This is a genomic window from Pseudomonas sp. GW821-FHT09E12, assembly GCF_059416085.1.
The window spans coordinates 246,137-272,788 of the sequence record NZ_JBWKOM010000004.1 but is presented as its reverse complement, the minus strand read 5'-3'; the positions used below and the strand labels follow the sequence as shown (position 1 = coordinate 272,788).

The window sequence follows — 26,652 nt, the reverse complement described above, 5'->3', positions numbered from 1 at the left end:
CATGCCCTCCATCCTCCAAGGCCCCGAACTCCTCAGCCGCTTCCAGGCCCTGGACCGCTTCCTGCTGGACCATCAACCGCTCTGGCGCCCACGCCCCTTCACCGAGCCGCAGCTGCCCTGGGAAGTCCAGCACCGCGAACTTGCCCAGTGGCTGCGCCAGCGCAGCCTGGACGATGCCGAGGCGAGCCATAACCACCCAGAACGGCTCGATGCTCCCGCGCCCTTCCCCGATCTGGCGCGGATCGCCGCCACGCTGGGCGCTGTGGCCGAGCTGCCGACGCACGAGGTGCCAGCCGCCCGCCAACACCTAAACGTCGATGTGCCCGGGCGCAAATGGCAGCAGATCGAAGCCTTCGCCGCCTGCCTGGAGTTCACCCAGGCACCCGGCCACTGGCTGGACTGGTGTTCGGGCAAGGGCCACCTCGGCCGCCGCCTGCTGCAACCCGGGCAACGGCTGACCTGCCTGGAATACGACCCGGCGCTGGTCGCCAGCGGCCGGCAACTGAGCGAACATCATCGGCTAGCGGTCAGCCACTTGCAGCAGGACGTACTCGCCGCCGACGCCGCTGCCCGCCTGAGCGCCGAACACACCCCGGTGGCCCTGCACGCCTGTGGCGACCTGCATGTACGCCTGATGCAACTGGCCCGCGAACGCGGCTGCCGCCAGCTGGCTATCGCGCCCTGCTGCTACAACCGCATCAGCCATGCCGAGTACCAGCCGCTCTCCGGCCCGGCCAAGGGCTCGGCGCTGCAACTGTCCCTCGACGACCTGGGCCTGCCCCTGAGCGAGACCGTCACCGCCGGCGCCCGGGTGCGCCGCCAACGCGACAGCTCCATGGCCCGCCGCCTGGCCTTCGACCTGCTACAACGGCGGCTGCGCGGGGTCGACGAATATCTGCCCACCCCGTCGCTGCCCGCCAGCTGGCTGGACAAGCCCTTCGCCGACTACTGCCGCGACCTGGCAGCCCTCAAGGACTTACCCACAGTCGGTTCGCAGGACTGGCCGGCGCTGGAAGCCGCCGGCTGGCAGCGCCTGGCCCAGGTCCGCAACCTGGAGCTGCTGCGCGGCCTGTTTCGCCGGCCCTTGGAGCTGTGGCTGGTGCTCGATCGCGGGCTGTTTTTGCAGGAACAGGGTTACCGCGTGCAACTGGGCCTGTTCTGCCCGGCACCGCTCACCCCACGCAACCTGATGCTGCTGGCGGAACGTGGATAAGCTGGATCCATCACCCCATCCAGCCTGTGGATAACTCTGTTGATGAAATCCCACAAAAGCCGCTGAAAGCGCCTGCTACAGCCTCAATACAGAGCTGGTCATTTTTTGTTCACAAAAATAAATCAGCGAAAAAACAGCCAGTTGCGGCGAGTTGAGAACGGATCCACAAAATCAGCGAAAACAGCCGCGCGACAGCCATCGATTGTGCATAAGCGTCAATGCCAAAGGACATAACAGCCGAAAACCGGCACCACAGGCGCGGCAAATTGCGCCGGTCGGCGACGCTTGTTATACAGACGCAGGCGCTCGCGGGCGCGTCCGATCCAGAACCTTTGTGATTGACGGGAAAAGACAGTGACGTTCATTTCTTATGCACAAAATTTCGAAGACATCCGCCTGTGGCGCGCGCTCAAACACGTTGAAAACGGCTTCTACATCGACATCGGCGCCAACCACCCCACCGCCGACTCGGTGACCCGCGCCTTCTACGATCGCGGCTGGCGCGGCATCAACGTCGAACCGGTGCCGAGCTATTACCACGCCCTGTGCCAGGAGCGGCCCAGGGACAGCAACCTGCAATGCGCCGCCGGCGACAACGCCGAGGCCCTGACCTTCTACGGCATCGCCGACACCGGCCTGTCCACCCTCGACCCCGCCATCGCCCAGCAGCACAAGGACGCCGGCATGCAGGTGCAGACCCAGATCGTCAGCTCACGCACCCTGAGCGACATCTGCGAGGCCCACGTCGGCGGCCCCATCCACTTCCTCAAGATCGACGTCGAAGGCCACGAAGAAACCGTGCTGCGCAGCATGGACTTCAACCGCTGGCGGCCGTGGATCCTGCTGATCGAAACCCCATGGAACCGCGACCAGGCCTGGGAAACCCTGGTCACCGGCGCCGGCTACCACCCGGTGGTGTTCGACGGCATCAACACCTTCTACCTGGCCGAAGAACACCTGAACCTCAAGGGCGCCTTCGACATCCCGCCGTGCAACCTCGACGAATTCCAGTTCAACCCCGGCCACCGCTTCGTCGCCCCCGCCACCGACCTGGAACAGGCCCTGATCGCCGAACGCCAACGCGCCGATCGCGCCGAAGCTGCACTGCACGCCCTGCGCAACAGCCGCTCGTGGCGCGCCCTCGAAAAACTCAAGAAAGTGCTGGTCCGCGGCTAGAGCCCGGCACAAAGCAAAAATAGTCAGATTTCAGGGGTTTACAGAACCCCGCCAATCGCTATAATCGTCGCCCACACGCCGGTATAGCTCAGTTGGTAGAGCAACTGACTTGTAATCAGTAGGTCCCGGGTTCGACTCCTGGTGCCGGCACCATACAAGGTTCCAGAGAAGGCTTTCAAAATCTCTAGAACCCCCGAAAAACCCGCCTTCTGGCGGGTTTTTTCGTTTTAGCGTTCCATAGGTTTCCGTCAGAAACTGGTGGATTCCAACCGTTTTAAGGGTAGAGTTTGGGATACAGGTCACTTCGATAAAAGGGAGTACCCTTATGTCGCGCACCACAGTCCGACGCAGCTTGCCGCTTGGCAAAACCTACAGACCGCGCCTACAAGCTTTTCGACGGTGATGGCCTCTACCTCCTAGTCCAACCCAATGGCCGCAAAGGCTGGCGGCTCCGTTACGTCAAACCTGACGGACGCGAAGGACTGACCTCGTTCGGCAACTACCCCGTCATTGGCCTCGCCGATGCGCGCCGCAAGCGCTTGGAAGTTAAGCGAATGCTGGCGGATGGCGTTGATCCTATAAAGACCAAGCACCAAGCCAAGGCGGAAGCCGTAATCAAAGGCAGAACCTTTGAAAGCGTTGCGCTCGACTGGCATACGGAAATGTCGGCCAAGTGGGCACCAGGCCATTCCAAGACAGTGATGAGCCGCCTCAAAACCCACGTATTCCCGCTGATCGGCGCCCGCGCCATTATTGATCTCGACACTCATGACCTTATGCAGCCCTTGGAAGCGATCAAGAAGCGCGGAACGATCGACGTTGCTTTAAGGGTACAAAACTACCTGCAGAGCATCATGCGCGAGGCAAAACGCCTCCGGCTTATCACCATAAACCCTGCTTACGATCTCGAAGGCTCGATCAAAGCCCCGCGGGTGGTACATCGCCCCGCTCTACCTTTATCGCGACTGCCGGAACTGCAGGAGCGGATCGACACCTATAAAGGCCGCGCACTTACCCGTCTGACGGTGATGCTGTCGCTACATGTGTTTGTACGATCCAGCGAGCTGCGTTTCGCACGCTGGAGCGAGTTCGACCTCAAGCGCGGCACCTGGGAGATACCGGACACTCGACCCGCGTTGGAGGGAGTACCCTTTTCCACAAGGGGTACGAAGATGGCCGGGGATATCCACCTTGTACCCTTATCGCCACAAGCCGTGGCCCTGCTTGAACAGATCCACTCCCTCACCGGCAAATTCGATCTGGTGTTTGCAGGCGATGCTAAGCCCTGGAAACCCATGTCTGAAAACACGGTGAACAGCGCACTCAGAAAGATGGGCTACGACACCAAAGCCGAAATTTGCGGGCATGGGTTTCGGTCGATGGCCTGTAGCGCGCTGATTGAGTCAGGGCTGTGGTCGGAGACAGCCATTGAAAGGCAGATGAGCCACAAGGAGAGGAATAACGTCCGAGCGGCCTATATCCACAAGGCTGAGTTCATCGAAGAGAGGAGGCTGATCATGAACTGGTGGAGCCGGTATCTTGAGGTCAATCGGCAGGAGCATGTCACCCCACACGAATTTGCGAACCAGGCCGGAGCGAACGTCACTCTCTTAAAAGCGAAACATCGCGGAACTGATTAAATGAGTGATTCTCAATAATTTTTATGCCTACGACAAGATATTGTAATCTACACGCTTAGCTAATCTCAGGATCCAAAATGATTAACGAGAACAATAATACCGCCGCTAAATTTTGGAAATCTATTGGGGTTAACCTGGAAAGGGGAAACAGAGATGATTCAGAGAAATTAAAATACGTTCTCTGCCTACTATCAGCAAGGCTAATCTATGATCGCCACCCTCACTTTGACGATGCTCATTATGACTTCCTGCCAGAGTATGTAAAAGGTGCGGCAGATGTACTGCGCAGTGACGAAAAAACACTAACAGAAAATATAAATAACTTTGTCCACCGGATCGGATCTCGCTTCAAATCGTTGAGACTCCGTGCTTTAGATAGTGCAAACTTTCCGGAATCTGAAATTTTTCACTTTAAAAATGTCATCGACACCATCTCAAGCGATTCCATTCCTTATGTTTTTGAGTACGGGATCTTACGAGCTCTCGATGTTGAAAATGTCGTGAGCAGTCGACATGTTAATTCTGTAATTGAGTTGGCAGCCCCCCTAGCTTATTTTTTTCACAAGATCATCGATGTAACCGCAACAACAGGCGAGGTACTATTTAGGACAACTAAATACAGCCCAAACGATATGGACGATAAATCGCTAACTGTATTAGGCTCCGATAACGATGCAGATTTTTATTTATTTTTAAGGCTTAGCACATTCGATATTATCTGTGAAAGAAACACCTACAATAGACATAGACCGTACGGAAATGAATTTATATTAATTGATCCACCTGCTCAAATTAGTAGTCGAGCCAATTATTTTGACAGTAATAGTGAGCCTAAATCAGCACTTGAGTTTCTATTATCTTTAACGTACGAAAACTCCCACGATCTGGCGATTACCATACTACCCGTAGCCGATTGCACCCAGCGAGGTTGGCGCCAGAGTTATCGGGAGGAATTAGTCGAACGCGGACGCGTAGTCGCGGCCATTGATTTCAAGACTCTCGGAAAATCCGGGCAAAGAAAAACAATGACGGCTTTGCTAACTTCAGATAGCCCACGAAATAATCGCGAAAATATACTTTTTATCGATGCGACAGCTTTGAATGGTCTTAGTAAAAATAATGGCTTTAGCAGCATGGCGTTTGCCGCCGAGATCGTTAAGATTTGGGCAGGTTTTGAATGGATCCATTCATATCCGAGCAACGCTCCCTTCTATGAAGACGAAAATCAAAAACTGACATTCAACGTGTTCGACCGAGAATTCAGAGACGGTTACAAAGATATTCCTGGACTATGTCGTTCAATAGACAAAAACGAAGTCGCTCAAAAGGACTTCACTTTTATTGCCAAGCGATATACTGGGGCGATAGATGAACGCAATCGAATGTTAGAACTGATAAACAGCGACCCAGTAGTCGACGTAATATTTGAAAATGAAAATTTAGCAAAATGCATCTATGTTATTGGAAATAATGGTGAAGGCAAAAGCCTTTTACTTAATGACTTGGCCAAGCGGCTACCAACGCTAGACAGACATGCAATAGGGATAGCATTTGGTACAACGGATCGATTTCCTTTTGCAAGTAAAAAACATTTAGACGCTAATGGATTTACCTACGCCGGCGCTAGAACTTCCACAACTGGGATTTCAACAAAAACCAGCGCCCTTGCATTAACAAAATATATAAATTCGATATTTACCGACCAAGCACGACTTGACGTATTTCACAATATTCTCGAAACATTGGGATTTGTCGGAAACCACTATCTAGTACAAGCTCAAAAAACCTCTGCCCTAGAAGAAGACCCAAGCGTTTTACTGTCTCTAAGCTCAGATGCGAGCAAAAACGCAGAAGTGCTTAGCCACGCGGCTATAGGGTACACCTTAGGACTAAAGCGCGAGCATTTTGAAAATTATATAGTTGCTTTCAACGAGCTCAGCTCTGGCGAACAGCAAATGCTGAGCTTAGTTATAAAAATCCTGGCCCTAGCGGAGCTGCATAGTATTTTCTTAATAGACGAGCCAGAAATAAGCCTACATGTAAGCTGGCAGCGCGCCATCCCATTTATACTGCACAAATTATCTACAGAGTTTGGTTGTCACTTCATTGTTGCCACTCACTCCCCAATCCTTATAGCTAGTTCCATCTATGAAAATGACATATGTTTTGTTGCAAAAAACCAAGCATTAATACGCCTGTCTGAACAATCCCGAAAAACAGTCGAAGGCGTGCTTTATGATGGTTTCAAGACCCATACACCATACAATAGGAAAATTCCTGAACAGTGTGCGGCGCTTGTCGCACGCTCGATAGACCAAGCCAATACAGGAGCCGGCGCATATGTTGACATCGACTCCGCTTTTGCTGAACTGAATCAAATGTCAGAGCTGATTCAGAAATCGAAAATTAGTTACAACTCTCGTACGACCGACACTGAAATCGCGTTAATAGCAGCAGCCCGTGCTGCAATAAATGAGCTGTCACGCTTAACCAATGAACAAAAACTAAATGATTAAGTCAGAGCTAGAATGCCCATTAACGCGGAGAAAAGAAGTACAAAATTTTCTCAACTCATCCTATGGGGTAAAAAAACATATCGCAAAAACTACTGAATTACTCACGCTTTGGGCGAACAAGTCTCTCAAAGAACGGGTGGATCATTGGGATACTTTGTCAAATTTTTACCATAAAGTAGATGGCGAATCTGCAATTACTGGCTCAGCCATTAAATCAGCCTTCCGTGACCATCTCGCTCCAGAACAGCAATTTAGATGTTGCTATTGCCGACGACTGCTACTGAATCATGGCACGGCAAAGCCTATTGATCATATACTTCCAAAAGAAACGTACCCTCAGTTTTCATTATATTATTGGAACTTGGCAATTTGCTGTACAGACTGCAATAGAAAAAAAGGTAGAACTGTTTGGGGCGCATTAGATAGTGGAGTTTTGCATTATCCAAAACCTACCGACGTCTCCAACTTCTACCATCCTCGCTTTCATATCTACGATCTACATGTGCGTTTTTTCAGGATTGAAACAAACGGTCTGGCGCTTTCTATATACAAAGGTTTGACACCTCAGGGAGAGCATCTTTGCTCACAACTTCTGAGCGCTGTTTCAGCGAAGGAAGCACTTCATAGCACTAATGAGTTTCTGTCCCCTTCGCTTATAAAACTAGAGTCTTTCTTAGGTAAAGCCGAAGATTTTAATCTTCAGCATTTCTCCAAGTTCATGGACCTTCTGGACCACTCAATAGAGGCGGGAATGTCCTAGCACGCATGTGACTGTAGTCCCAAGTGCGATTAATCTCTGATGGGCCCAGGTGAACACCGCCTAAAAGCTATACATGGCGCTGCCCAATTATCGCTAGGTCTTCATATTTCAGTGATCCGCTTGTCCACGTGGGTCCATCCAAACAGGGCTGCAAAGCCGCCCTGCTTGGATGGACCTCACTTAAAAAATCTAAAGCCCACACAACTGTCTGTGGAAAACCACTGATTTCCACCGGTGGATAATTTCGTCCACAGCCGCAGAACTCCCAAAAATTCGAGCCTTGACCCGAATTATCCACAGGCGTAGAAAAGATCGGGCAAAGCGCTGTCGTTGACAGCAACCCCAGGTAGCCAGAACCTTTAAGGCTACGCCACTCCGTGGTGGTTCTCCCAAAGTGCGATTAGCGTCCGGCGGCTCGCACGGTCACAGCGATGTGATGGATGCCTACTTTTACCAGTGTGCCCACTGCGGCAACACATCCCCTTTCATAGCCCCTGCAGCAACCTATCCGCTTGGCCATTCCGTGCGCCAACCTGCGCCCGTCTCTTTCTCCCGGAAAGAGACGGGCGCTCCTACCGCTGCTGCAGCCCAACTCGTACAAGGCTTTGCGGCATTCCCCCTCGTGACAATCGGCGTGACAAACACCGAAGTCACCAGCAACAGCGATGCAGATGATGGTGCCGCAGCCCACGGAATGGGCTGCACCTGACTGACAGTCAGGCATGCCCCGGTCATCGCATCACTGCCTTCACCCGACTCAGGATCTCGCGGCGCTGGTCTCGTCAGCCAGTGCAGCCTCCGCCCGCCCACTTCTTCGCAAGTGTTCAGGAGGCCAGATCATGAGATGCCCACGCTCCCGGTCGTAAGGAGCCGCCAGTCCCGCGTTAGTGGACAACCCTCACAGGTCGCAGGGGCCTTGATCCCTGATAACACTCAACATTCTTGGCGGGATGACGTGGGGCGAATATCGGAGAACGGGAGATGAGGTGACTGAGATGGCATTGGTGGGTAGACGCGATGGCCGAAATTTCGGCTACGGCAGGCAATTGAGCTACGCAGGGCCGCAGGCATTGAAAGACATGTTCGGCGGTGGCCATTACGGCACGGTCAAGGCGCATTCTGATCGGTGGCAGGCATTTGTGAAGTGGTGCCGATCCGAACAGGGACCCGGTATCAATGATGCACGAAAGGTTGATCGGAAGGTGTTGGCTAACTACGCAGCGTATCTCCGTAACCTGGTTGGACTCGGTGACCTCGCCATCAGCACCGCGCAAAATCGGCTATCCAGCGTTAACAGGACCATGGCGGCGCTTCGCGGTGATCAGTGCGTGAAATTGCCAAGTCCGAGCAAGGTGTTGGGTATGCAGCGCACCGGGGTTCGACACTCGGTGCCGCAGGGCCAGGACCACGGACAGGTTCAACAGATCGTCGATGCGCTTTGCAGCCATCATCAGCTAAGGGCCGCCGCTATCGTTCTATTGGCGCGAGCCACCGGCATGCGCTTGCGTGAGGCCATCTTGGCGGATCTGCCACGGCTAAGTCGGGAGGCTAGAGAATTCGGCAAGATCAACATCCAAGACGGCACCAAAGGCGGCCGTGTCGGTGCATCGGCACCCCGCTGGATTACGATGGACGAGCAAGTTCGAGTATCGCTTGGATTTGCGAAGCAGGTGTCGCCTGCGGGTAGCCGCAACCTGATTGCGCCACACGAAAGTTACTTCAACGTTCTACAGGAAATAGTCCGCCCTGCGCGGGACATTCTCCACGCATACAACCTCAAAGGCTTCCATGAATTACGAGCGGCTTACACATGTGAGCGCTACGAGCAAATCACCCAACACGGCGCCCCTATCAACGGTGGTCAATGCCGCCAGATGGATCCGCGTCTTGATTATGAAGCACGAAGCCAAATCGGCTATGAGCTGGGGCACGGTCGGATTGATGTGGTCGCTGCCTACATCGGAGGACTGACATGAGTAAGCCCTTCGATATGGAATTGTTTCTGACCGGCGTCCTGACCGGATCGCACGCAACGCGCAAACGCCATTTGCGTCAGGCGAAGCTGATTCAATCTGAAATCGCAGAGCGCTGGCAGCGAGATACGCCTTGGGCTTGGCAGAAAAAGCATATGGTATGGTTTCTCAACAATCGCCTATACGGGCGTAGTGAATCGACGCGCTATTACTATCTACTTACCATTCGGCTGCTCGCAAGGCGTCTAAAAGCTTCATGGGTTTTCAAAAACTGTAAAGCGCAGGAAACTGAAAGTCGAGCTCTGCGGGGCTGATTAGGCCCCGCAGATCTATTTATTCAGTCTTGTTGGCCGCCTATTAATCTGTTGTACACCGGAGGCCCAAAATATACTATTTTTCCGCCATCAGGCCCCGCTCCCGGCCCAAATTCCAGTAGATAATCACATTCATTCAGGATTTCAGGCTTATGGTCAATGACCAAAATCGCCTTAAAGCGTTCGGCATACTGATGTATATGGCGTATAGCATTTATTGCAGATAGCCTGTCAAGGCCTGCTCCAGGCTCATCTATAATTAGAGTTTTCTCTTTATTTGGTGAGACTAACGCTTGTAATAGTTTAACTCGGCGAGATTCGCCACCGGACAAGCTTCCAATTTTTCTGCTTACGCTTAGATGAGATATTCCTAGCGCTTCGGATATTCCTACAATGCTTGCAATTTTTTTACTTTGCCCTACAAGCTCCTTTGGCAAAGAATGAAGAGCACTAAAATAGAAATCCTTAATATTCAATCCTGATATACAGATATCATCAACTTCATTTGAGAACAACGCACCTTCACAAGTCGGGCATGAAATTTTTACGGTTTTTTCGAAGGTTCTCGTGAACTCAATAACGCCCGTGCCTCCACATTCATCGCAGCAACCGGGTTTACCTGGCTGCAGGAGGAATAACTCTTTGGACGCACCCGTATTCTTTGAGTAAATGTTTGCAATCGTGCTACTCAAATCTAACGCGGTTGAAATTGTTGATCTAATATTTCCGCGCATTTGTTTTTGCGATACGTAATTAACTTGTGGCAAGGATTGGGATATAGCGGACGCGAATGAAGACTTACCTGAACCTGAAACACCACATACGCCTGTGATAGAGCCCCTCGGTACTGAAGCAGACACACCTACGACATTGTTATTAGATACTTTAGGGAGTTGAAAAAAATCTCTTTTTTCTAATACTTTATGATTTCGAGGTTCTATGCGTTGAGGAGGTAGGTACGGTACTATATATCCGCCCTCCTCTCCTGGACCTGGTCCTACACAGATTATCTGATCTGCAGACGCGATGAAGTAATCGTTGTGCTCAATCAGTACAATCGTGTTCCCGCGATCACAAATCCCCTTCATTTTTTGGATGAGAAGTTCGTGATGGTTTTTGGAGACCTGTGAAGATATTTCATCAAGGACAAATAATACGCCTGAAATTTGAGTGTTGCATATTTGGGCGAACCGGAGTTTCTGTAATTCTCCACCGGACAGGCTTGGGATCTGACGAGCTAACGTCAGATATCCAAGTTCAAGCTGCATCAACGTGTCCAGTTGATGAATCAGGGAGTCGAGAGCGGGAGAAAAATTTTGACAAGACACCTTCAAAGTTTCAAGGCATTGTGAAATTGGAAGTCTTAAAATATCAAAAAGTGACATTTCGCCAATTTTGCTTCGTTTGAACTTTTCACGATCAACTCCCGTAGAATCACACATCATGCAGGGGGAAGGCGTGGAAAACTTTCTATAAGCATCGTATTGAGATATGTTTTTGCTTTGAGAGAATTCTTGCAAAGTTCTCATTGGTCCGACATACCGTTCCTCTCTACTTCTTCTCTTGCCGGAAAAGGTAAAACTTATTTTATATTTTTTAGCGGATTCCCCCTCCAATATCTTTTTTTTGTGAGCCGCTGGTAGCTCTCGCACGGTCTTCCTTATGTCGATTCCCTCATCCTCACAAAAAGCACTAAGGAGAGCCCCATATTTGGAGAGATTGGCGCCTGTCCAGCATTTAAATGGCGTATCCTTCAAAGATTTTGAGTCGTCGATTAAGAGGTTCTCACTCAGTGAAAGCGTCTCTCGGCTTCCTCCGCAATGAGGGCACTCATTTCCGGGCTTGTTCAAGCGAAGAATTGACTGGTCAATATTCGTGTCACTACTAGGAGTGATTGAATAAAGATAGCTTGGTATATCTAAATACGAATAAATTGTGGATCTGGGGTTGGAGTTAAAATTGTTTTGCGTTAGCGCTATTGCTGGAAGCGCACCATGAAACTCATCGACATTGTATACCGCATGATCGTACGTCCCGGACTCAAGCTGGCTAAACTGTTGCTTACAAATCGAGTACAATGTACCGAACGCTAATGATGATTTCCCCCCTCCGCTAATACCAGTTATAGCTGTTATGGAGTTCAATCTAATCGTCACATTTAGACTTTTCAGATTATTGGTCTTTGCACCATTAACGACAAATAGCCTCTCTTTTGAACTTCCGTGCATGAGTGACTCCAGTATTAAAAATCCGCGAGTGACATGATTGTGCCATTATGGTAATGTTTTTGCTCTGTGTCCATAACGTAAACGGAGTTAGCAATGGTCAAAAAGAAGGTAAGTTTAAAGTTTTCTGAGGTAAATCAACATCCTGAAGCTGGGACAAAGTACACTACTACTTGTTCCGGCAGCAGAAGCGATTGCTGTACTAGGGTATGCACTCGCCCAGATATCGGGTCCGACGATGGCAGCTTGGATTCGTGGGATGAGTACCTCGAGGCGAATGCTGGCGTACTGCAATATTGATTATGGAGTGGTGCCAACATTTTGGCACCTATTCCCTCTCGGTAGGATGAAGAATGGACGCTTTCACACTGAATCCTGTCTTAAAGATAAAAGACAGCGTGGATGTTTACGTGTCTATGACTGAAACTGATGTTTGTACCATTCAGTTTTATCATATTAACACTAGGCAAAAGCTATCTATCCAGATTGATCCTGCTTTCAGCGAATTATTGTCAGTCCTTGATGGAATTCATTCGCTTTCCACCCATTTAGAACGCCTTGATTTTGAGTTGGATGCCGACGAATTAAAATCGACGTTGCAATACTTGATCGACAATGGCGTGCTAGAGCATCCATCTCATATAGACCAGAACTCTCGATACTCAAGGCAGATTAATTTTCTGTCGGACTGGATTTTTGGAGTGCCTGCAGAAGTTGCTCATAAGCGAATTTTGGATACCCACTGCGTTATTTTTGGGATTGGTGCAATTGGCTCTTCAATTGCCATCAGCTTAGCCAGAGCAGGCGTTTCAAAGCTCACGCTTGTAGACGATAAAAAACTTGAACAGCACTCTTCCGAAAGACATCCGTATTTTTCAAAGTCGGAATTAGGGCAGCCGAAAGTTCATGCCCTAAAACGCTACCTTCTCAGAATAAACTCAGAAATTGATGTAATTGGCATACAGGACAAACTATTGCCGTTCACTGATCTTTCTGGCCTTGTAGATGACGCCTCGTTAGTTGTTAATACGGCAGACGAACCGTATATCGGCCATACATCAGCCAAGCTCGGGCGATATTTGTGGAGAAAAAACATTCCTCTCTATGTAGCGGGAGGCTTTGACGCGCACCTAATGAGCACGGGAGACTTTTATATTCCCGGCGAGTCCAATTGTGTTGATTGCTCTACTAATTTCTTTACCGTAGCGTTAGCGGATTGGAAGCCGTCCTATAAGATACATGAATCTAGCATCACGAAAACTCATGTTATCGGAGGTAGTGGTGGGCTTTACAGCATGTCACTCTTTTCAGCGTCGTACGGCTGCGTGCAACTACTGAATTACATTGCTGGTGGCAATGCCTATAAGTCGAGACTTTCTAAGCGAGGAGAGTTTATGACTGGAAAAGGTGAAATTGAATGGATTGAAATTCCAGCTATGGATGTTTGCGATGTCTGTGGAAAATAAAGTTTATAGGCTTAGAAGTTGCATTGCATTAGTGCGTCGCGGTGCGCTTATTGAGTTTTTCGATAGTAATCTAAGAGTTGGATTTTCACTCGACCTCAAGTACTCAAACATCGTTGAATTACTTCAGCAGTTTGATGGCTTGATGACAGTGGCGTCAATCGGTGCTCTATATCCCGAAGTACTGCTTAACGAGCTTAGTGATCTAGTTGAATTTCTTCATTCAAAGTATGTACTGATTGAGATTGATGAAGAATATGAACAGTCGAGCCTGCACTCATTTCCTAGACTAATAAATACACTTGAGAGTTATTTCCACTCTACTTCAGCCATCAACAATTCACTCCGGAAAGGATGGGGTGGAAATGTGCTAATTGTGGGGCTTGGTGCAGTAGGCACATGGGTTTTGCATAGCTTGGTCAAGGCAGGCGTAAAGAACATCACTGTTATGGATGATGATGTTGTTGAGGAATCCAACCTCCATAGACAGGATCTTTTTTTTGAGGCAGATATTGGGACTCCAAAGGTGTCCGCCGCTTATAACAATATAAAAACCTCGTATGGAACCGGACTATATACATATATCAAAAAAATGCAGTCCGTTGAAGACTTGGAGCATCTTCCATGCATGCCTGACATGATTATAAATTGCGCAGATTATCCAAGCGTTGACCACACGTCCAAGATTGTTTCCGACTTCTGCCTGAAGAATAGAATATCGCATATCATTGGAGGAGGTTATAATCTGCATCTAACACTAGTCGGCCAAGTCGTAATCCCCGGAGTTACAGCTTGCTTTCATTGCTTTGATAAGGTTCTCACTCCAATCAATGCCGCAGAGCTATTTGGTGTCAAAAAGCTTAACAGGAAGTACAGGAAAATAGGAAGTCTGGGGCCTCTGTGCAGCATTTCTGCATCGATTACAGCTACAGAAGCAATAAAATTAATTTTTGGAGTCCCGTTAGAATTTATGGGCGTGATAAATAAGCGTCTAGAATTTAACCTTAAAGATTTTGATTTTGGTGCATTTTCTGTCCAGAGAAATGTAGATTGCGAATATTGCTCTTAGTCCATTGCAACCACTTCACGCTACAAGCTCCATCTACAGTTAGCCGCATAAGTCCGACTGACAGACTCACCAGATAAATTTCTTTTGACTGAAACCAGGGTACTTTTAGAGATAGCGCCATTCTTCTTACGAGAATTTATTGAATTAAATCAATATATTGGAATACGATTCGACTCCTGGTGCCGCACCATACAAGATTCCAGAGAAGGCTTTCAAAATCTCTGGAACCCCCGAAAAACCCGCCTTCTGGCGGGTTTTTCGTTTTCGGGCTCTGCCGGGCTACGGCAAAACCTGGTGGATTGCGGCCGTTCTAGGGGTAAGGCAATTCGCTAAAGGGGGAGCCCCCCTTATGTCGCGCCTCGCTGCCCCCCTCTCCGATTCGGCTTGCCACTCAGCCGAACCCACCGACTGCGCCTACACGCTTTTCGACGGCGACGACCTCTACCTTGGCAAAAGTTTTGCGCTAGTGTTTCCCTGCAGGCCAAGACGGTTTTCACGTGCATTGCCTTTAAAAACAGGTGCGAACGCTTATGACGAATGCTACGCCGTCCATCAAACTCAGCACTCTTCGGCAAATAGCCCCCTATCTGAGCATGCGCGGGGTGTCGCCGCTGGAGTTCTATCGGCGTTATGGTATTTCCCCTCAGGTTTTTCAAAACCCTGATGCATGGGTACCGCGAGCAGCCTGCTTTCATATAGCCAACGAAATGGCGGCTATCGCACAAGATCCCTTCGGCGGCGCATGTGTGGGACACCTGATAGAAGTACGCTCACTTGGCGCCTGGGGCGAGTTGATCCTGGGGTCGTCCAATCTCGCTCAGGCGTGCGCAGTGGCGGCGATCCATACGGACTTACTGCATCAAGGAAGCGACATAAGAATCGTCACCGAAGGCCGTACGACGAAACTGATCCAACAATTCACCGGACAGCACGGGGCGGATCCGAAGCAGGTCATTCTCGGCACTCTTGCGCTGCTTAGAAAACTACCTCTCATGTCCGGTGAGCCTGGCGCCATACGCGTGCATCTGCAAAATCCAAGGGAAAGAGGAGATGAGGCGCTGGAAGAATACCTGGGGCCGAATCTGCACATGAACGCGCAGCACAACATGATCGAATTCGATCGTGAGTTGCTCGACACCCCTCTGCAACCCATCCGGGATAACGCCTGGAAAGTCACCGAGGCCTTGATATCGACCGCGGAAGCCGCCGGTGTGCTTATCGAGCGGATCGCGGACCAGGATCGATCCAAACTTACCGCTATTTCTAGAAACATCGGCCTGTCTTCTCGAACGCTGCAGCGTCGTCTCAAATATTGCGGCATCGACTTCGAAGATTTACGCGACGAGACGCGTCGCAGCGAAGCACTTCAGCTAATTGCCAGCGGTAAATACACTGCGACCGAAATTGCCTACATGGTGGGTTACAGCGATCAAGCGCACTTTACGCGTGCCTTCAAGCGCTGGACCGGGAGTTCACCGTCGCGCTACCGCTCGGCCTTAAAACATGATTATTAAAATTCAACACAGCGTCTTCGCCTAACCACTCCCTCCTCCCGCCGAACCATTTGGCCCACTTCGGACTATGCCTTCCAATAGAACCCCACCAAGCCTGGAACTACCGGGATATGGCTAGTCGTCCTGACCTCGGCAGCCATTTCGTGCGAGCTCCGCCAACAGGCGCTGCGTAATGCCTGTCGGCAGGCTGCTCGCTAGACAATGGCTGTGCCTTTTGGCACCAAATGGCAAGTATCCATCAGGGCGTTCTTATACAGTCTGAACAGGTAATGCCAACGCCAGCGAGCGGTGCAGCAAGCAATCCAGGCACAAGAAAAGTCTGAGGCTGGGGAATGGAATCACTTCTTACAAGATCAGGAGGTCTAAATGCCCTACTCATCCACGGCCTGCATCGTCGCCCTGACGCTGGCAACTTTTGCGAGTGCAAACGCTCAGTCATCCTCTGACGCGGCGGAGTTGGTGGGTGTCGATAATTTTGTCCGTGCCGAGTCCGACCTCTACATGGGCAAAAGGGTGAGCAGTGGAGGCTTTGGTCGGTTTGTTCATAGTCGCGAACCGGTTCCCATCGACGCTCAGGATGTCATCCGGATGAATCGGGACACACTTTACTCGTCAGCGGTGTTCGATCTCGATGCCGGTCCAGTCACGATCACATTGCCTGAGGCTGGTGAGAGGTTCATGTCGATGCAAGTGGTCAACGAAGATCACTACGTAACCGCCGTCGCTTACGGTGCCGGCCGCCATACGCTGACGAAAGAGGATATCGGCACACGCTATATATTTGTCGCTGTCCGCATGTTCTTCGATCCCATTGATCGGAAAGACCTCGAGCAGGTGCATGTGCTGCAGGACGCAATCAAGGTCAGCCAGGCCAAGCCAGGGGAATTCGCAGTACCGAAGTGGGATCAGGCGAGCCAGAAAAAGATGCGTGATGCCCTGGCTGTTCTGGGGTCGACCCTTCCCGACTACAACCAGTCCTTTGGTGCTAAAGGCAAGGTCAACCCGATCCACCATTTGATCGGAACCGCGACGGGTTGGGGCGGGAACCCGAGCAAGGACGCCATCTACCTCGGCAGTGTGCCGCCGCTGAACGATGGGAAAACCGTTTACCGCCTCAAGGTTGGCCAGGTGCCGGTCAAGAGTTTCTGGTCTGTGAGTGTTTACAACGCAGAGGGATACTTTCAGAAAAACCCATATGACGCCTATTCGTTGAACAACCTCACTGCGCAAAAAAGTGCTGATGGCTCAGTTGTCATCCAATTCGGTGGTTGCGACGCAAAGATCGCTAATTGTCTCGCGACTCCCCCCGGCTGGAACTATACGGTCAGGCTCTATCGACCGAGCAACAAGATACTGAATGGCCAATGGAGTTTTCCAAAGCCAGAGCCCGTCGCTTTATAAATTCAATTATTCGAGTAAGAGCGAGTTCGTCTGATCGATGGACTACGGCCATCGGTACTTATATCTAAAGGAGTTCATCATGAAGAAAATAATGCTTTGCTTTGCCTTGTTACTTAGTTTTATATGCAGTTCAACTATGGCAGCCCGACCCGATTACCCCTTTGATGATTCAATCGCTACCGGCTTATCGCGCCACCATATTATTCCGTGGGGCGATCTGGTCAAGTTTGGTAGCAAAAACTTTACCAGCGATGCAGACAGAACGACCTTGATTACGGCCATTATCGGCACCCGTACTGTCAATCTCGGTTCATTCAAGGGGAATATACCGAAATTGGTCACCGAGCTGAATAAGGAAAATCCCGAAGCCGTAGAAGTCTGGCAATCGTTATTGGCCTGGACTCAGGGCAATCTGGTCGTGGGACCCAACAACCGCAAGAATGACCCCGGTGAAAATTTCGATAAATTTGCCTATGCCTGTCTGAAAATCGTCGACACCAATACGGCCTATACCAATATTTTTGATAAATGGCCGACAGCGGCCGATGCAATGAAAAAACAGTATTTCCTGACCATGGCAGCGCATAACATCACGGATGCTACAGACTTGCCATGCTGGATTACACCTTGATTTTACTCACCATAGCGCACAGGAAAAATCATGGCTAATACCATCACCGTAGGTAGCATTACTACCCCTAATCCCTTTCTTTGGGTGGATCCGCTGACACTCAACATGTCCAATGTCGTCTACACCATTCAATCGACCATACCTGCTCCCGGCTGGATTAGTGTAGGGCAGTTTTGCGCGGTGCTATCTAGCGCCTGGCTCAATAATGCCAAACATCCGGCAAAGTTCGACATTCGCAGTTTTGACGATCCGGGCAAAATTCAGTTGGCTCAGCAAGTGATTGCGGCATCGAATAATTTGGCCTCACAAGTAACAGCGGCGGAGCAGGCGATACACGGCAAGTCTAAGACGAAGGCCCAGATTACTAACGAATTTTCGACCTACGGAACCGGCACTAAAATCTGGGCGGGAAATGATAAGCATGTCATCGGCATTTACATCATCAGCGACACACAAATGCAAGTTTATGACTCCAATGAAGGAACCACAACCACAGTGTTGCGTAGCACCTTTGCGCAAGTACTGACGAAGTATGCATTGAATGCTTTTGTAGTGGCTAAGGCTTAATGTTGGCAGGCGATGCGCACGAGGTGCGCATCGCTGATTGTTCTAGATTATTTGATTAGCGCTTGAACGGCCGAGTGTGCTGCATTGCAGGTAAGATCAAAACGGCTTTCCAATGCAAGAACAGGTGATGAACGCATCACCCTTCTGCTTGCATCACAATGACAGCCATACCCGCCAGCGCCATGCCCGCACCCAGCGATTGAGTGCTATTTCGTCTACCAGACGCAATCACAGTAAAGCGAATGAACGCTAGTGATCAATAAGGCCGGTATCTCCCACCGAGACTTTACCGGCCTTGCACTCGGGTCAAACGCAAGTATTCCCAAGTCCAATACTGCATAACAACTCTGCCATGGCTCTGAACTAAAGAGTTCACCCCAGAGGAAAGAAATCATGATAACCAAAGGTCATTCATATTCTTTTAGATCTCCGGTGATGTTCATCATAAGTACAGCCCTCGCATTCACGCGGGTGTCGCCTGCCCATGCAGCCGTTGACGACTCAAGCGGTGCGCCATCCGTGACGCTGGGTGGCGGACTTGCCGTCGGTCCTTTGTACCAAGGCTCTTCACACTACGCCGCCTTCCCGTCACTGAAACTCCGGGCGGTCTTGCCTACCGAAGACTGGGGCACCTTTACCGCGGCCTTCCCGGACGGGCTGCGTTGGGACTTGCCGGGGCTGGCTCCTTTCGGAGTGGCCCTGCTGATCGGTTATGACCAGGGACGCAAGGAAAGAATTCATACCCTGGACGGCCGCGATGACTACTTGAAGGGAATGGGCAACCTGGACAGCACCGCCCTGGTCGGGGCGGAAGCGTACTGGATCCTGCCGGCCGGCCGCCTGTTCGTGCGCGGCCTGCAATCGAGCCAGAACCGTCACTACGGTGGCGAAAGCCTGGGACGCACGGCGTACCTGGAAGCCGGGGTCGCCACGGCATACCCACTGTCTTCGACCTTGACCCTGGACTCGACGCTGTACGGCACCTGGAGCAATGAGAACGACATGATGGCGCGCTTCGGCGTCACGGCCCAGCAAGCCGCACGCACCCGGTTCGATGAATACCGCCCGGGTGGCGGGATGCGCGACGTGACCTTGAAGCTGGGCCTCACCTGGCAATGGCAGCCACAGCTGGCACTGGAAGGCGGCATCAAGACCTACGCCCTGGTCGCCGACGCCCGCGACAGCCCGCTGACGGGAGAGAAGGTCGGTGCCGGTGCCTATCTGAACGCTCTATACCGTTTTTGATAAACCGGTAATACCGGCGCCATCCGATACAGGGATAGATAAAGGAATGATCGATGAAAAAACTACCTAAGCAGTTGGGGATGACCGCGTCCCTGGCCGGCCTATTCGGGTCGGGACTGCTGCTCGCCGAAGATGCCGCCACCCAGGTCACGGACCCTCACTTCAAGCTGGCTCCAGGCTATCTGGACCCGGCTGACTTGCCAGTGCGCCTGGCGCTGCTCGGTGCACCGCCAAAACCAGACTCCGCGGCGCTTGCGCGGGATGAGGAAGCACGGCGTGTGGCGCTGGCGCTGCGTGGCACCGCTCGGGAGAAACTCGCGGCAACGGATGCGGCGCTGTCATTCCCTGGCCCGGCGAAAACATTTTCCTGCGCGCTGGGCACGCCGATCACCGAGAAAAGTACACCGCATCTTTACACCTTGATGCAGCGCACCCTGACCGATGCAGGCGGCTCCACCTACGCCGGGAAGAATGCCTACAACCGTACCCGTCCTTTCGTGGTGCATAACGAAAGCACGTGCCGCAAAGACATGGAGCCACTGCTGCGCACGGATGGTTCCTGGCCGTCCGGCCACTCTGCCGCGGGCTGGGCCTGGGGCCTGGTACTGGCTGAGATCAATCCGGCACGCGCCACCGAATTGATGACCCGTGGCCTGTCATACGGCCAGAGCCGGGTCATCTGCGATGCGCACTGGCAGAGCGACGTGGATGCAGGCCGCATCATGGGGGCCGCCACGGTGGCGAGCCTGCATGGCAATCCGGCGTTCCTGGCGGACCTGGCGGCCGCGAAGGAGGAGGTCAAGGCTGCGCAAAAAGCAGGCCTGAAGCCTACAGAGGACTGTGCGGCCGAGGGCGTGGCGCTCTCGCTGACCCAGCACTGATCGGAGAAACACCATGATGCACAGTGACAACCCACGCTCGCCGTTGCGGTGTAAGCAGGCCCGCCTGGCGCTGCTGGTCAGCGCCTTGACGACCGCCGGCTCCAGTCTGCCGATGGTGGCCATGGCGGCAGACGCTGATGACTGGCAGTTCAACGGCGGGCCTTACCTGTGGGGCGCCGGTATCCGTGGGCACGTGGGCCACCGCAGCACCGGGACCCAGTTTATAAAATCCGACTTCTCCGACATCGCGCGTAGCGTCGATATGTCGGTGATGCTGATGGGCGAGGCGCGGCGCGGGCCCTACAGCGTACTCGCCGACCTGATGTACATCGACACCGACACCCGCAACCGTCTGCCAGCGGGCGCCCCGGCGTCCAAGCTTGAGGTGGAAAGCAAGACGGCCTCGGGATTCCTGGGGGGCGGATACCAGGTGTTGGGGGATGACGATCATCGGTTGGACGTCGCGGGCGGCGTGCGGGTCTGGTACAGCAGCACCGCCATCACCCTGCACGGCGGGCCTGCTGGCGGCCTGTCCGGGTCCGACAAGGCCACCTGGGCCGACGCCATGGCGGGGCTGCGTGGGCACTATGCCGTGAACGAGCGATTCTGGTTGTCATCCTGGAGCATGGCGGGCGCCGGCCAGTCGCGGGAAGACTGGGACCTGGCCGCGCTGGCGGGCTGGGAGTTCTTGCCGGGCTTTTCTGCGGTGGCCGGTTACCGGGCCATGGGGGTGAATTATCGCCATGACGGTTTTGTCTACGACATTGTCCAGAAGGGGCCACTGTTGGGGATCAGTGGGCGATTCTGAGGCTTTCATGTCATTACGTTTTTCTCTGGTACCCATCCGCAGTATGTCAAAGGCCAACCTTCGGGTTGGCCTTTGTTGCTTTCCAAGATCAATTTTCTCGAACATCCCGTTCGATATTTTCTCATATTCACAGAAGCCAATTAGATCGATCATGCGCCACGACTCACGCAGATGCAGGTGGAACGGTGGGATGGATAACTAACCTGATTGCCTATTTAACAGGCCGTCAGTCAGCTCAAGACACACCTCAAGAGGAAGTACGCATGGCTAAGGTATTGGTTCTTTATCATTCGATGTACGGTCATATCGAAACAATGGCCCAGAGCGTGTCGGAAGGTGCCCGGAGCGTTCCCGGGGTTGAAGTCACCCTCAAACGCGTACCCGAGACCATGGACCCGGAAGCCTTCAAGGCCGCCCATGGGAAGGTGGATCAGAGCGCTGCGGTTGCCAAGCCAGGTGAGCTGGGCGACTACGACGCAATCATCCTGGGTACTCCGACCCGCTTCGGCAATATGTCCGGCCAGATGCGCAACTTCCTCGACCAGACCGGCGGGCTGTGGGCCAAGGGCGGCCTGGTTGGCAAGCTCGCCAGTGTATTCACCTCGACAGGTACCGGCGGCGGCCAGGAGATGACCATTACCTCCACGTGGACCACCCTGGCTCACCACGGCATGATCATTGTGCCCATCGGTTACAGCTCGCCAGCCTTGTTCGATACATCCAGTGTCGGCGGTGGCACGCCTTATGGCGCATCCACCATTGCCGGTGGTGACGGCTCGCGCCAGCCTGATGCCCGGGAACTGGAGATCGCCCGTCATCAAGGCCAGTACGTGGCCCAGCTGGCGGTCAAACTGAGCAAGTAGGCGCTCGCCAGGCCGAGCTGAGGCAGACACTGCCTAGCGCTCGCTCTGTAATCAGCAGGTCCGGAGACAAAACCAAGCCCTCGCAGCCATGCGAGGGCTTGGTTGTTTCTGTCTACGTAACAAGCGACGTAACAAGCCCCCCGTCTCTTGGCGATGACCATCAATGCGCGCAAATCGCAACCTTCGGTCGAGCCCGGCCCCATCATCAGCACTCCCAGCGGCTATTTCCCCCCCTCAATTGATCGCCACTGAAAACGAACACTCGCCCGGCCGTACGTTTTCAGAGCCGTCCCCTCAAAGGCATCAGCCCTTGGTAAGTGTCAAAACGTGCCCAGCGGTGACGACGGTTCTCTTGCCGCCTTCAGGAGCTGGAAACAGTGCTCATCTGAATAGGCGTATTAGAAGAGGGGAAATGGAGGAAAAGCAGGGGCCTGAGGCATACACCATAGAGAGCCCGATTCAGAATGGCCTTATTGCTCGTGCAATTGCATCCAAACCAAAATGCCGACCTCAATCGGTATCCGGGCTCACCAAGAAAGCCACCGGGATATCCGCCAGGCCTTCACACCGATGGAGAGATGGAATGCATCCCAGACCTAACATCACCCCGCACCCTTCTGCACGAGAAACGCTCTCTCGACACAGGTGCCTGGTGCCTTCTCTTGCAGTTGGACTGCTCCTTGCCTGCCCATCCGGTACCGCCCTGGCGGACCTCTCCTTCGACGGACAGAACCGCTTCATCATGACGGGCCAGCGAATGGCGGTAACCCTGGTCAACGACGGCAAGCAGGCCGCCCTGGCGCAAGTTTCGCTGGACTGGGGAGAGAAAGAGTCTGGGCGCAGCCAGATACTGCCCCTGGCGGTCTCCAGACCGTTGCTGCAAATTTCCAGCGGACAGAAAGCCACCGTGGAAATTTTCTACCAGGGAACAGGCCTGCCTACTGACCGCGAATCTTATCTTCTGTTGAGCGTCCTGGACGTGCCTCCGGCCGCCAAGACGCCTCACACCATGACCGTCGCTTTGCGGCACCGCTTCAAGCTGCTCTACCGCCCACCACTGAAGAACACCCTGGACGAAGCCATGGCCGGATTGTCCTGGGAAACGCAGAGAGAAACCGCAGGCGGGCTCATCGCCGACAACCCATCCCCCTACTACCTGACCCTTAGCGATATCGAAGCCATAGGCTCGAATGGCCAACCCTGCGGCCAACCGATCGAGCACCTGATGCTCCCGCCGTTCTCGACACAGCCCGTCGACATACCGGCCTGCCAACCCGCCAGCCTGCGTTATCAGATCGTCAGCGACGCAGGCAACCTGAGGCCCTATGGAGCAACGCTATCCACCGAGAAAAAAAGCCACGGTTCGGCTCAACGCTAAGGTCAATGGAGACACATGATGAAAAGGATCTACCAACTGGTTTCACTGGCCCTGCTACTGATACTTACTCAGAAGAGTTATGCCTTGGCCTGCAAAAAAGATGGCACCCAGGCCGCCGATACGATCATGATCTTCACCAGCATTGCGGTGCCCAATAGCCTGCCAAAGGATACCGTGCTCTGGCGCTCCGATAACTACAGCATCAGCATGACCTGCTGGCAGGACATCTCCGGGGCTGGCAAAGAATACGTTTACTTTTATTTAAGCCCTCGCGACCCAGGCCTCACTAAATTGGGGCCCGACCTGGAGGTGGGTATCCACCTGAACGGAACCGACCTGCGCTGTACTCAATTGGCGGGATGTCGGGTGGAACTCCCCATCGTTTTCGAAGGCTGTTACGTTTCAGCCGGTTGCAAGGACAAAGCTCAAACCTTCCCATTGAACTTCAACTTCTTTATCTCCAAAAAAAGCCCGCCCAGCCCAGGCAAGGAGGGAAGCCTGACAGGAACCCCGATGTATCCCGCGTTCCAGTTGGATGGAAAGGGCGGTATGAACACCAACCCTAATAGCAACTTTGTCATGTCACTGGGCGGCTTGCACTATATGCGCTATATCGCCTGCTCATCGACCCTGTCTGTCTCCCCCAAGACCGTCGACTTTGGCAGTATCACTGCCGCCTTGGCGCAAACCGACAAGGTGATCAAGGAAATCCCGTTCAGCATCACCGCGGCCAAGACCTGCAATAGTGCTTACGGGCTGAGCGCACAGCTCACTCCGGTCGCCGCTACCGCGACAGACGGCTACACCCTGGTACCGAACAACAACTCATCGGTGGGCATCAGCCTGCTCAAGCAACCGAGCCGCAGTGCCATACCCTTCAACAAAGAGTTCACCTTGGTGGAGAACAGCCGTGATCAGATGGTGGTGAATAACTTCCTGGCTCAGCTGAAATGGCGAACCAGCAAGGCAATTCTCGGACCATTCAACGCCACCGCGACGATCGATGTTTTTTATAAATAGCCCCTCCGACCTCTGACATTCGTCTGTCATTTGACCGTTTGAAGAACTTGAAACAAGGGCGCCAATTGGCGTCCTTGTCTTTGCAGGGCGTGGTAGATCCAACGGCCATCACTCGCCCGATTACCCACGCAGATTCAGAATCCGGACAGACGGATCCAGGCCCCTCCGATTACTGCATACGCCCGCAGTCCGCGGCCTCCAGCGAGGCGTTGACAGGGGCGGTGCTATACTTTTTTAGCTAGTAATCAGCGTGCGGTGTTATCCAGAGCGGCAGGAAAAACGGTCTGGAATTTCAGATAACGACTGCAGAAAAAATGGGGGCCTCTGCGACGACGAAGTAGGAGGTGACTCATGAACCGGCATTTTTACATCAGCGATAATCTCGACGAGCTGGAAACCGTTGAAAGCGAGCTGGAAGCCAGCGGCATCAGTACCGAGCAGATTCATGTGCTCAGCGACCGGGATGCGGATGTGGAACAGCATCACCTGCATGATGTGAATTCACTCATGAAGCAGGATGTCGTTCACTCCGGTGAGATTGGCGCGGTCATTGGCATACCACTCGCGGCATTGGTACTGCTCGGTGCTTATCTGGCAGGTTGGACCGAGTCCGCGGCAGGCTGGGTGCCGTTCATCTTTCTGGCGATCGTGATCCTGGGCTTCTGTATCTGGGAAGGCGGCTTCTTTGGTATCCAGGTGCCCAATGCCCACTTCAGCAATCTGAAAAAGACGGTAAGGGACGGCGAGCACATTTTCTTCGTGGACGTCGAACCCGCTCAGGAGCCGATCCTGGATCAGGTCATCAGCCATCACCCGCAACTGCAGGTCGCCGGGACCGGCGCAGCAGCGCCTCACTGGGTAGTGGCCTGGCTGCAGAAATGGCATCAGTTCAAGCGCACGATATAGGACGCTGCGGCGCTTGAACGCCGGAGGCGGAAGCCGGTCATTGCCCGAGGAAAATCCCCCGGGTGGAAAACACGTAGTCCGCCTCGGCGGCCATCAGGCCAACCAGCACCAGCAGGCACAACGGCGGGACGAGGATGGCGTAGACCATCGCCAGGCGCTCCCAGGCCATGTGCATGAAGATGGAAACGATCAGGCCGGCCTTCAACAACATGAGGACCAGGATCAGCGACCACCTGAAGTAGCCCTGGAAGTGAAAGTAGTCGACCAGGTAGGACAGGGTACTGAGTACGAACAGCAGCCCCCAGATCTTCAGGTACAGGCTCAGTGGATGCTGTTGACCTTGTGCATGTGCCATCGCCGGTACTCCTCTGCGGGCTCACCATAAGTAGAAGAAAGCGAAGATAAATACCCACACCAGGTCCACGAAGTGCCAGTACAACCCGGCGATCTCGACGATCTGATAGTTGCCGGAGCGCTCGTAGTCTCCGCGCAACACCTTGAAGGCGACGATGCACAGGTAGATGACGCCGACCGATACATGCAGCCCGTGGAAACCGGTAATCATGAAAAAACTGGCGCCGAATTGCGCGGCGCCCATGGGGTTCGACCAGGGGCGCACGCCTTCGGCGATGAGCTTGCTCCACTCGAACGCCTGCATGCTGACGAAGGTCGCACCGAAGGCCGCGGTCGCCAACATCAGGGCCGCGCATTTGCCGCGGACACGGCGATAGGCGAAGTTCACGGCCATGGCCATGGTGCCGCTGCTGCTGATCAGCACGAAGGTCATGATGGCGATCAGGATCAGAGGGATTTCAACGCCGCCGATGGTCAGGGCGAACACTTCGCTGGGGTTCGGCCAGGGGACGGTGGCACTGATGCGCACCGACATGTAGCCGGTCAGGAAGCAGGTGAAGATGAAGGTGTCGCTGAGCAGGAAGATCCACATCATCGCCTTGCCCCAGGGCACCCGCTTGAACACATCCTGATCCGAGGCCCAGTCGGTGGCGATGCTCTTCCACCCCGCTACCAGCGTATCGGGTGGGGGTGGGACGGAACTTTCCGGAGGGGTTGCTGAGGGCAATGCCATGG

Annotated in this window: 22 protein-coding genes, 1 tRNA gene and 1 pseudogene; 21 read left to right on the top strand and 3 right to left on the bottom strand. The window is 53.0% G+C overall.

Annotated features, from left to right (window positions below):
• The first annotated feature begins 1 nt into the window (after nt 1).
• The 8 genes and pseudogenes from AC07PQ_RS13170 to AC07PQ_RS13135 all read left to right on the top strand — a co-directional run bounded on the left by AC07PQ_RS13170 (nt 2) and on the right by AC07PQ_RS13135 (nt 9,592).
• Complete coding sequence (locus tag AC07PQ_RS13170; RefSeq protein WP_493185673.1) at nt 2–1,213, top strand: methyltransferase; 1,212 nt, start codon at nt 2–4, stop codon at nt 1,211–1,213.
• Between the two features lie 354 nt (nt 1,214–1,567).
• Nucleotides 1,568–2,389, top strand: a complete 822-nt coding sequence (locus tag AC07PQ_RS13165) for an FkbM family methyltransferase (RefSeq protein ID WP_493185672.1) — start codon at nt 1,568–1,570, stop codon at nt 2,387–2,389.
• A gap of 77 nt (nt 2,390–2,466) precedes the next feature.
• Nucleotides 2,467–2,542: transfer RNA gene (locus AC07PQ_RS13160), tRNA-Thr, on the top strand.
• A 179-nt stretch (nt 2,543–2,721) separates the two neighbouring features.
• Nucleotides 2,722–4,029: pseudogene (locus tag AC07PQ_RS13155) on the top strand (tyrosine-type recombinase/integrase); the annotation flags it as partial.
• 77 nt (nt 4,030–4,106) lie between these two features.
• Complete coding sequence (locus tag AC07PQ_RS13150; protein WP_493185671.1) at nt 4,107–6,545, top strand: AAA family ATPase; 2,439 nt, start codon at nt 4,107–4,109, stop codon at nt 6,543–6,545.
• Entirely contained in the window at nt 6,538–7,305 is a 768-nt protein-coding gene (locus AC07PQ_RS13145; protein WP_493185670.1) for an HNH endonuclease, read from the top strand. Before AC07PQ_RS13150 ends, AC07PQ_RS13145 begins: the two co-directional genes overlap by 8 nt.
• A 995-nt stretch (nt 7,306–8,300) precedes the next feature.
• On the top strand, nt 8,301–9,281 hold the full coding sequence (locus AC07PQ_RS13140; protein WP_493185669.1) for a site-specific integrase: 981 nt from the start codon (nt 8,301–8,303) through the stop codon (nt 9,279–9,281).
• Complete coding sequence (locus AC07PQ_RS13135; RefSeq protein WP_217881174.1) at nt 9,278–9,592, top strand: hypothetical protein; 315 nt, start codon at nt 9,278–9,280, stop codon at nt 9,590–9,592. Before AC07PQ_RS13140 ends, AC07PQ_RS13135 begins: the two co-directional genes overlap by 4 nt.
• Before the next feature lie 23 nt (nt 9,593–9,615).
• Here AC07PQ_RS13135 and AC07PQ_RS13130 read toward each other — a convergent pair whose 3' ends face one another.
• Nucleotides 9,616–11,820, bottom strand: coding sequence for an ATP-binding cassette domain-containing protein (locus tag AC07PQ_RS13130; protein ID WP_493185668.1), 2,205 nt, complete (start codon nt 11,818–11,820; stop codon nt 9,616–9,618).
• A gap of 350 nt (nt 11,821–12,170) precedes the next feature.
• Between AC07PQ_RS13130 and AC07PQ_RS13125 the strand changes: the two genes are divergently transcribed.
• The 13 genes from AC07PQ_RS13125 (at nt 12,171) to AC07PQ_RS13065 (ending at nt 25,563) form a co-directional block, all read left to right on the top strand.
• On the top strand, nt 12,171–13,283 hold the full coding sequence (locus AC07PQ_RS13125; protein ID WP_493185667.1) for a ThiF family adenylyltransferase: 1,113 nt from the start codon (nt 12,171–12,173) through the stop codon (nt 13,281–13,283).
• Complete coding sequence (locus tag AC07PQ_RS13120) at nt 13,267–14,349, top strand: HesA/MoeB/ThiF family protein (RefSeq protein ID WP_493185666.1); 1,083 nt, start codon at nt 13,267–13,269, stop codon at nt 14,347–14,349. The genes AC07PQ_RS13125 and AC07PQ_RS13120 overlap by 17 nt, the downstream gene beginning before the upstream one ends.
• Nucleotides 14,350–14,879: 530 nt before the next feature.
• Entirely contained in the window at nt 14,880–15,863 is a 984-nt protein-coding gene (locus tag AC07PQ_RS13115) for a helix-turn-helix domain-containing protein (RefSeq protein ID WP_493185665.1), read from the top strand.
• A 366-nt stretch (nt 15,864–16,229) separates the two neighbouring features.
• The gene (locus tag AC07PQ_RS13110) at nt 16,230–17,264 is read left to right on the top strand and encodes a DUF1254 domain-containing protein (protein ID WP_493185664.1); all 1,035 of its coding nucleotides are present in this window, start codon (nt 16,230–16,232) and stop codon (nt 17,262–17,264) included.
• Nucleotides 17,265–17,343: 79 nt separating this feature from the next.
• Complete coding sequence (locus AC07PQ_RS13105; protein WP_493185663.1) at nt 17,344–17,895, top strand: hypothetical protein; 552 nt, start codon at nt 17,344–17,346, stop codon at nt 17,893–17,895.
• A 30-nt stretch (nt 17,896–17,925) separates the two neighbouring features.
• Nucleotides 17,926–18,462, top strand: a complete 537-nt coding sequence (locus AC07PQ_RS13100; protein WP_493185662.1) for a hypothetical protein — start codon at nt 17,926–17,928, stop codon at nt 18,460–18,462.
• Between the two features lie 393 nt (nt 18,463–18,855).
• A complete protein-coding gene (locus tag AC07PQ_RS13095; RefSeq protein ID WP_493185661.1) occupies nt 18,856–19,707 on the top strand; it encodes a MipA/OmpV family protein in 852 nt (283 codons plus the stop codon).
• A 53-nt stretch (nt 19,708–19,760) separates the two neighbouring features.
• Nucleotides 19,761–20,588 carry an acid phosphatase gene (locus AC07PQ_RS13090; protein ID WP_493185660.1) on the top strand — a complete coding sequence of 276 codons (828 nt, stop codon included), beginning with the start codon at nt 19,761–19,763 and terminating at the stop codon, nt 20,586–20,588.
• 13 nt (nt 20,589–20,601) lie between these two features.
• Nucleotides 20,602–21,396, top strand: a complete 795-nt coding sequence (locus AC07PQ_RS13085) for a hypothetical protein (protein WP_493185659.1) — start codon at nt 20,602–20,604, stop codon at nt 21,394–21,396.
• 263 nt (nt 21,397–21,659) lie between these two features.
• Complete coding sequence (gene wrbA, locus AC07PQ_RS13080; RefSeq protein ID WP_493185658.1) at nt 21,660–22,259, top strand: NAD(P)H:quinone oxidoreductase; 600 nt, start codon at nt 21,660–21,662, stop codon at nt 22,257–22,259.
• Nucleotides 22,260–22,911: 652 nt separating this feature from the next.
• On the top strand, nt 22,912–23,637 hold the full coding sequence (locus AC07PQ_RS13075) for a fimbrial biogenesis chaperone (protein ID WP_493185657.1): 726 nt from the start codon (nt 22,912–22,914) through the stop codon (nt 23,635–23,637).
• An 18-nt stretch (nt 23,638–23,655) separates the two neighbouring features.
• Complete coding sequence (locus tag AC07PQ_RS13070; protein ID WP_493185656.1) at nt 23,656–24,657, top strand: fimbrial protein; 1,002 nt, start codon at nt 23,656–23,658, stop codon at nt 24,655–24,657.
• 351 nt (nt 24,658–25,008) lie between these two features.
• The gene (locus AC07PQ_RS13065) at nt 25,009–25,563 is read left to right on the top strand and encodes a hypothetical protein (RefSeq protein WP_007922567.1); all 555 of its coding nucleotides are present in this window, start codon (nt 25,009–25,011) and stop codon (nt 25,561–25,563) included.
• A 37-nt stretch (nt 25,564–25,600) separates the two neighbouring features.
• On the opposite strand, the gene AC07PQ_RS13060 is transcribed toward AC07PQ_RS13065, so the two are convergent.
• The gene (locus AC07PQ_RS13060) at nt 25,601–25,918 is read right to left on the bottom strand and encodes a cytochrome C oxidase subunit IV family protein (protein WP_007922565.1); all 318 of its coding nucleotides are present in this window, start codon (nt 25,916–25,918) and stop codon (nt 25,601–25,603) included.
• Between the two features lie 21 nt (nt 25,919–25,939).
• Nucleotides 25,940–26,650 (bottom strand): heme-copper oxidase subunit III family protein, encoded by a 711-nt coding sequence (locus AC07PQ_RS13055; protein ID WP_007922563.1) that lies wholly within the window; start codon nt 26,648–26,650, stop codon nt 25,940–25,942.
• Between the last annotated feature and the right edge of the window lie 2 nt (nt 26,651–26,652).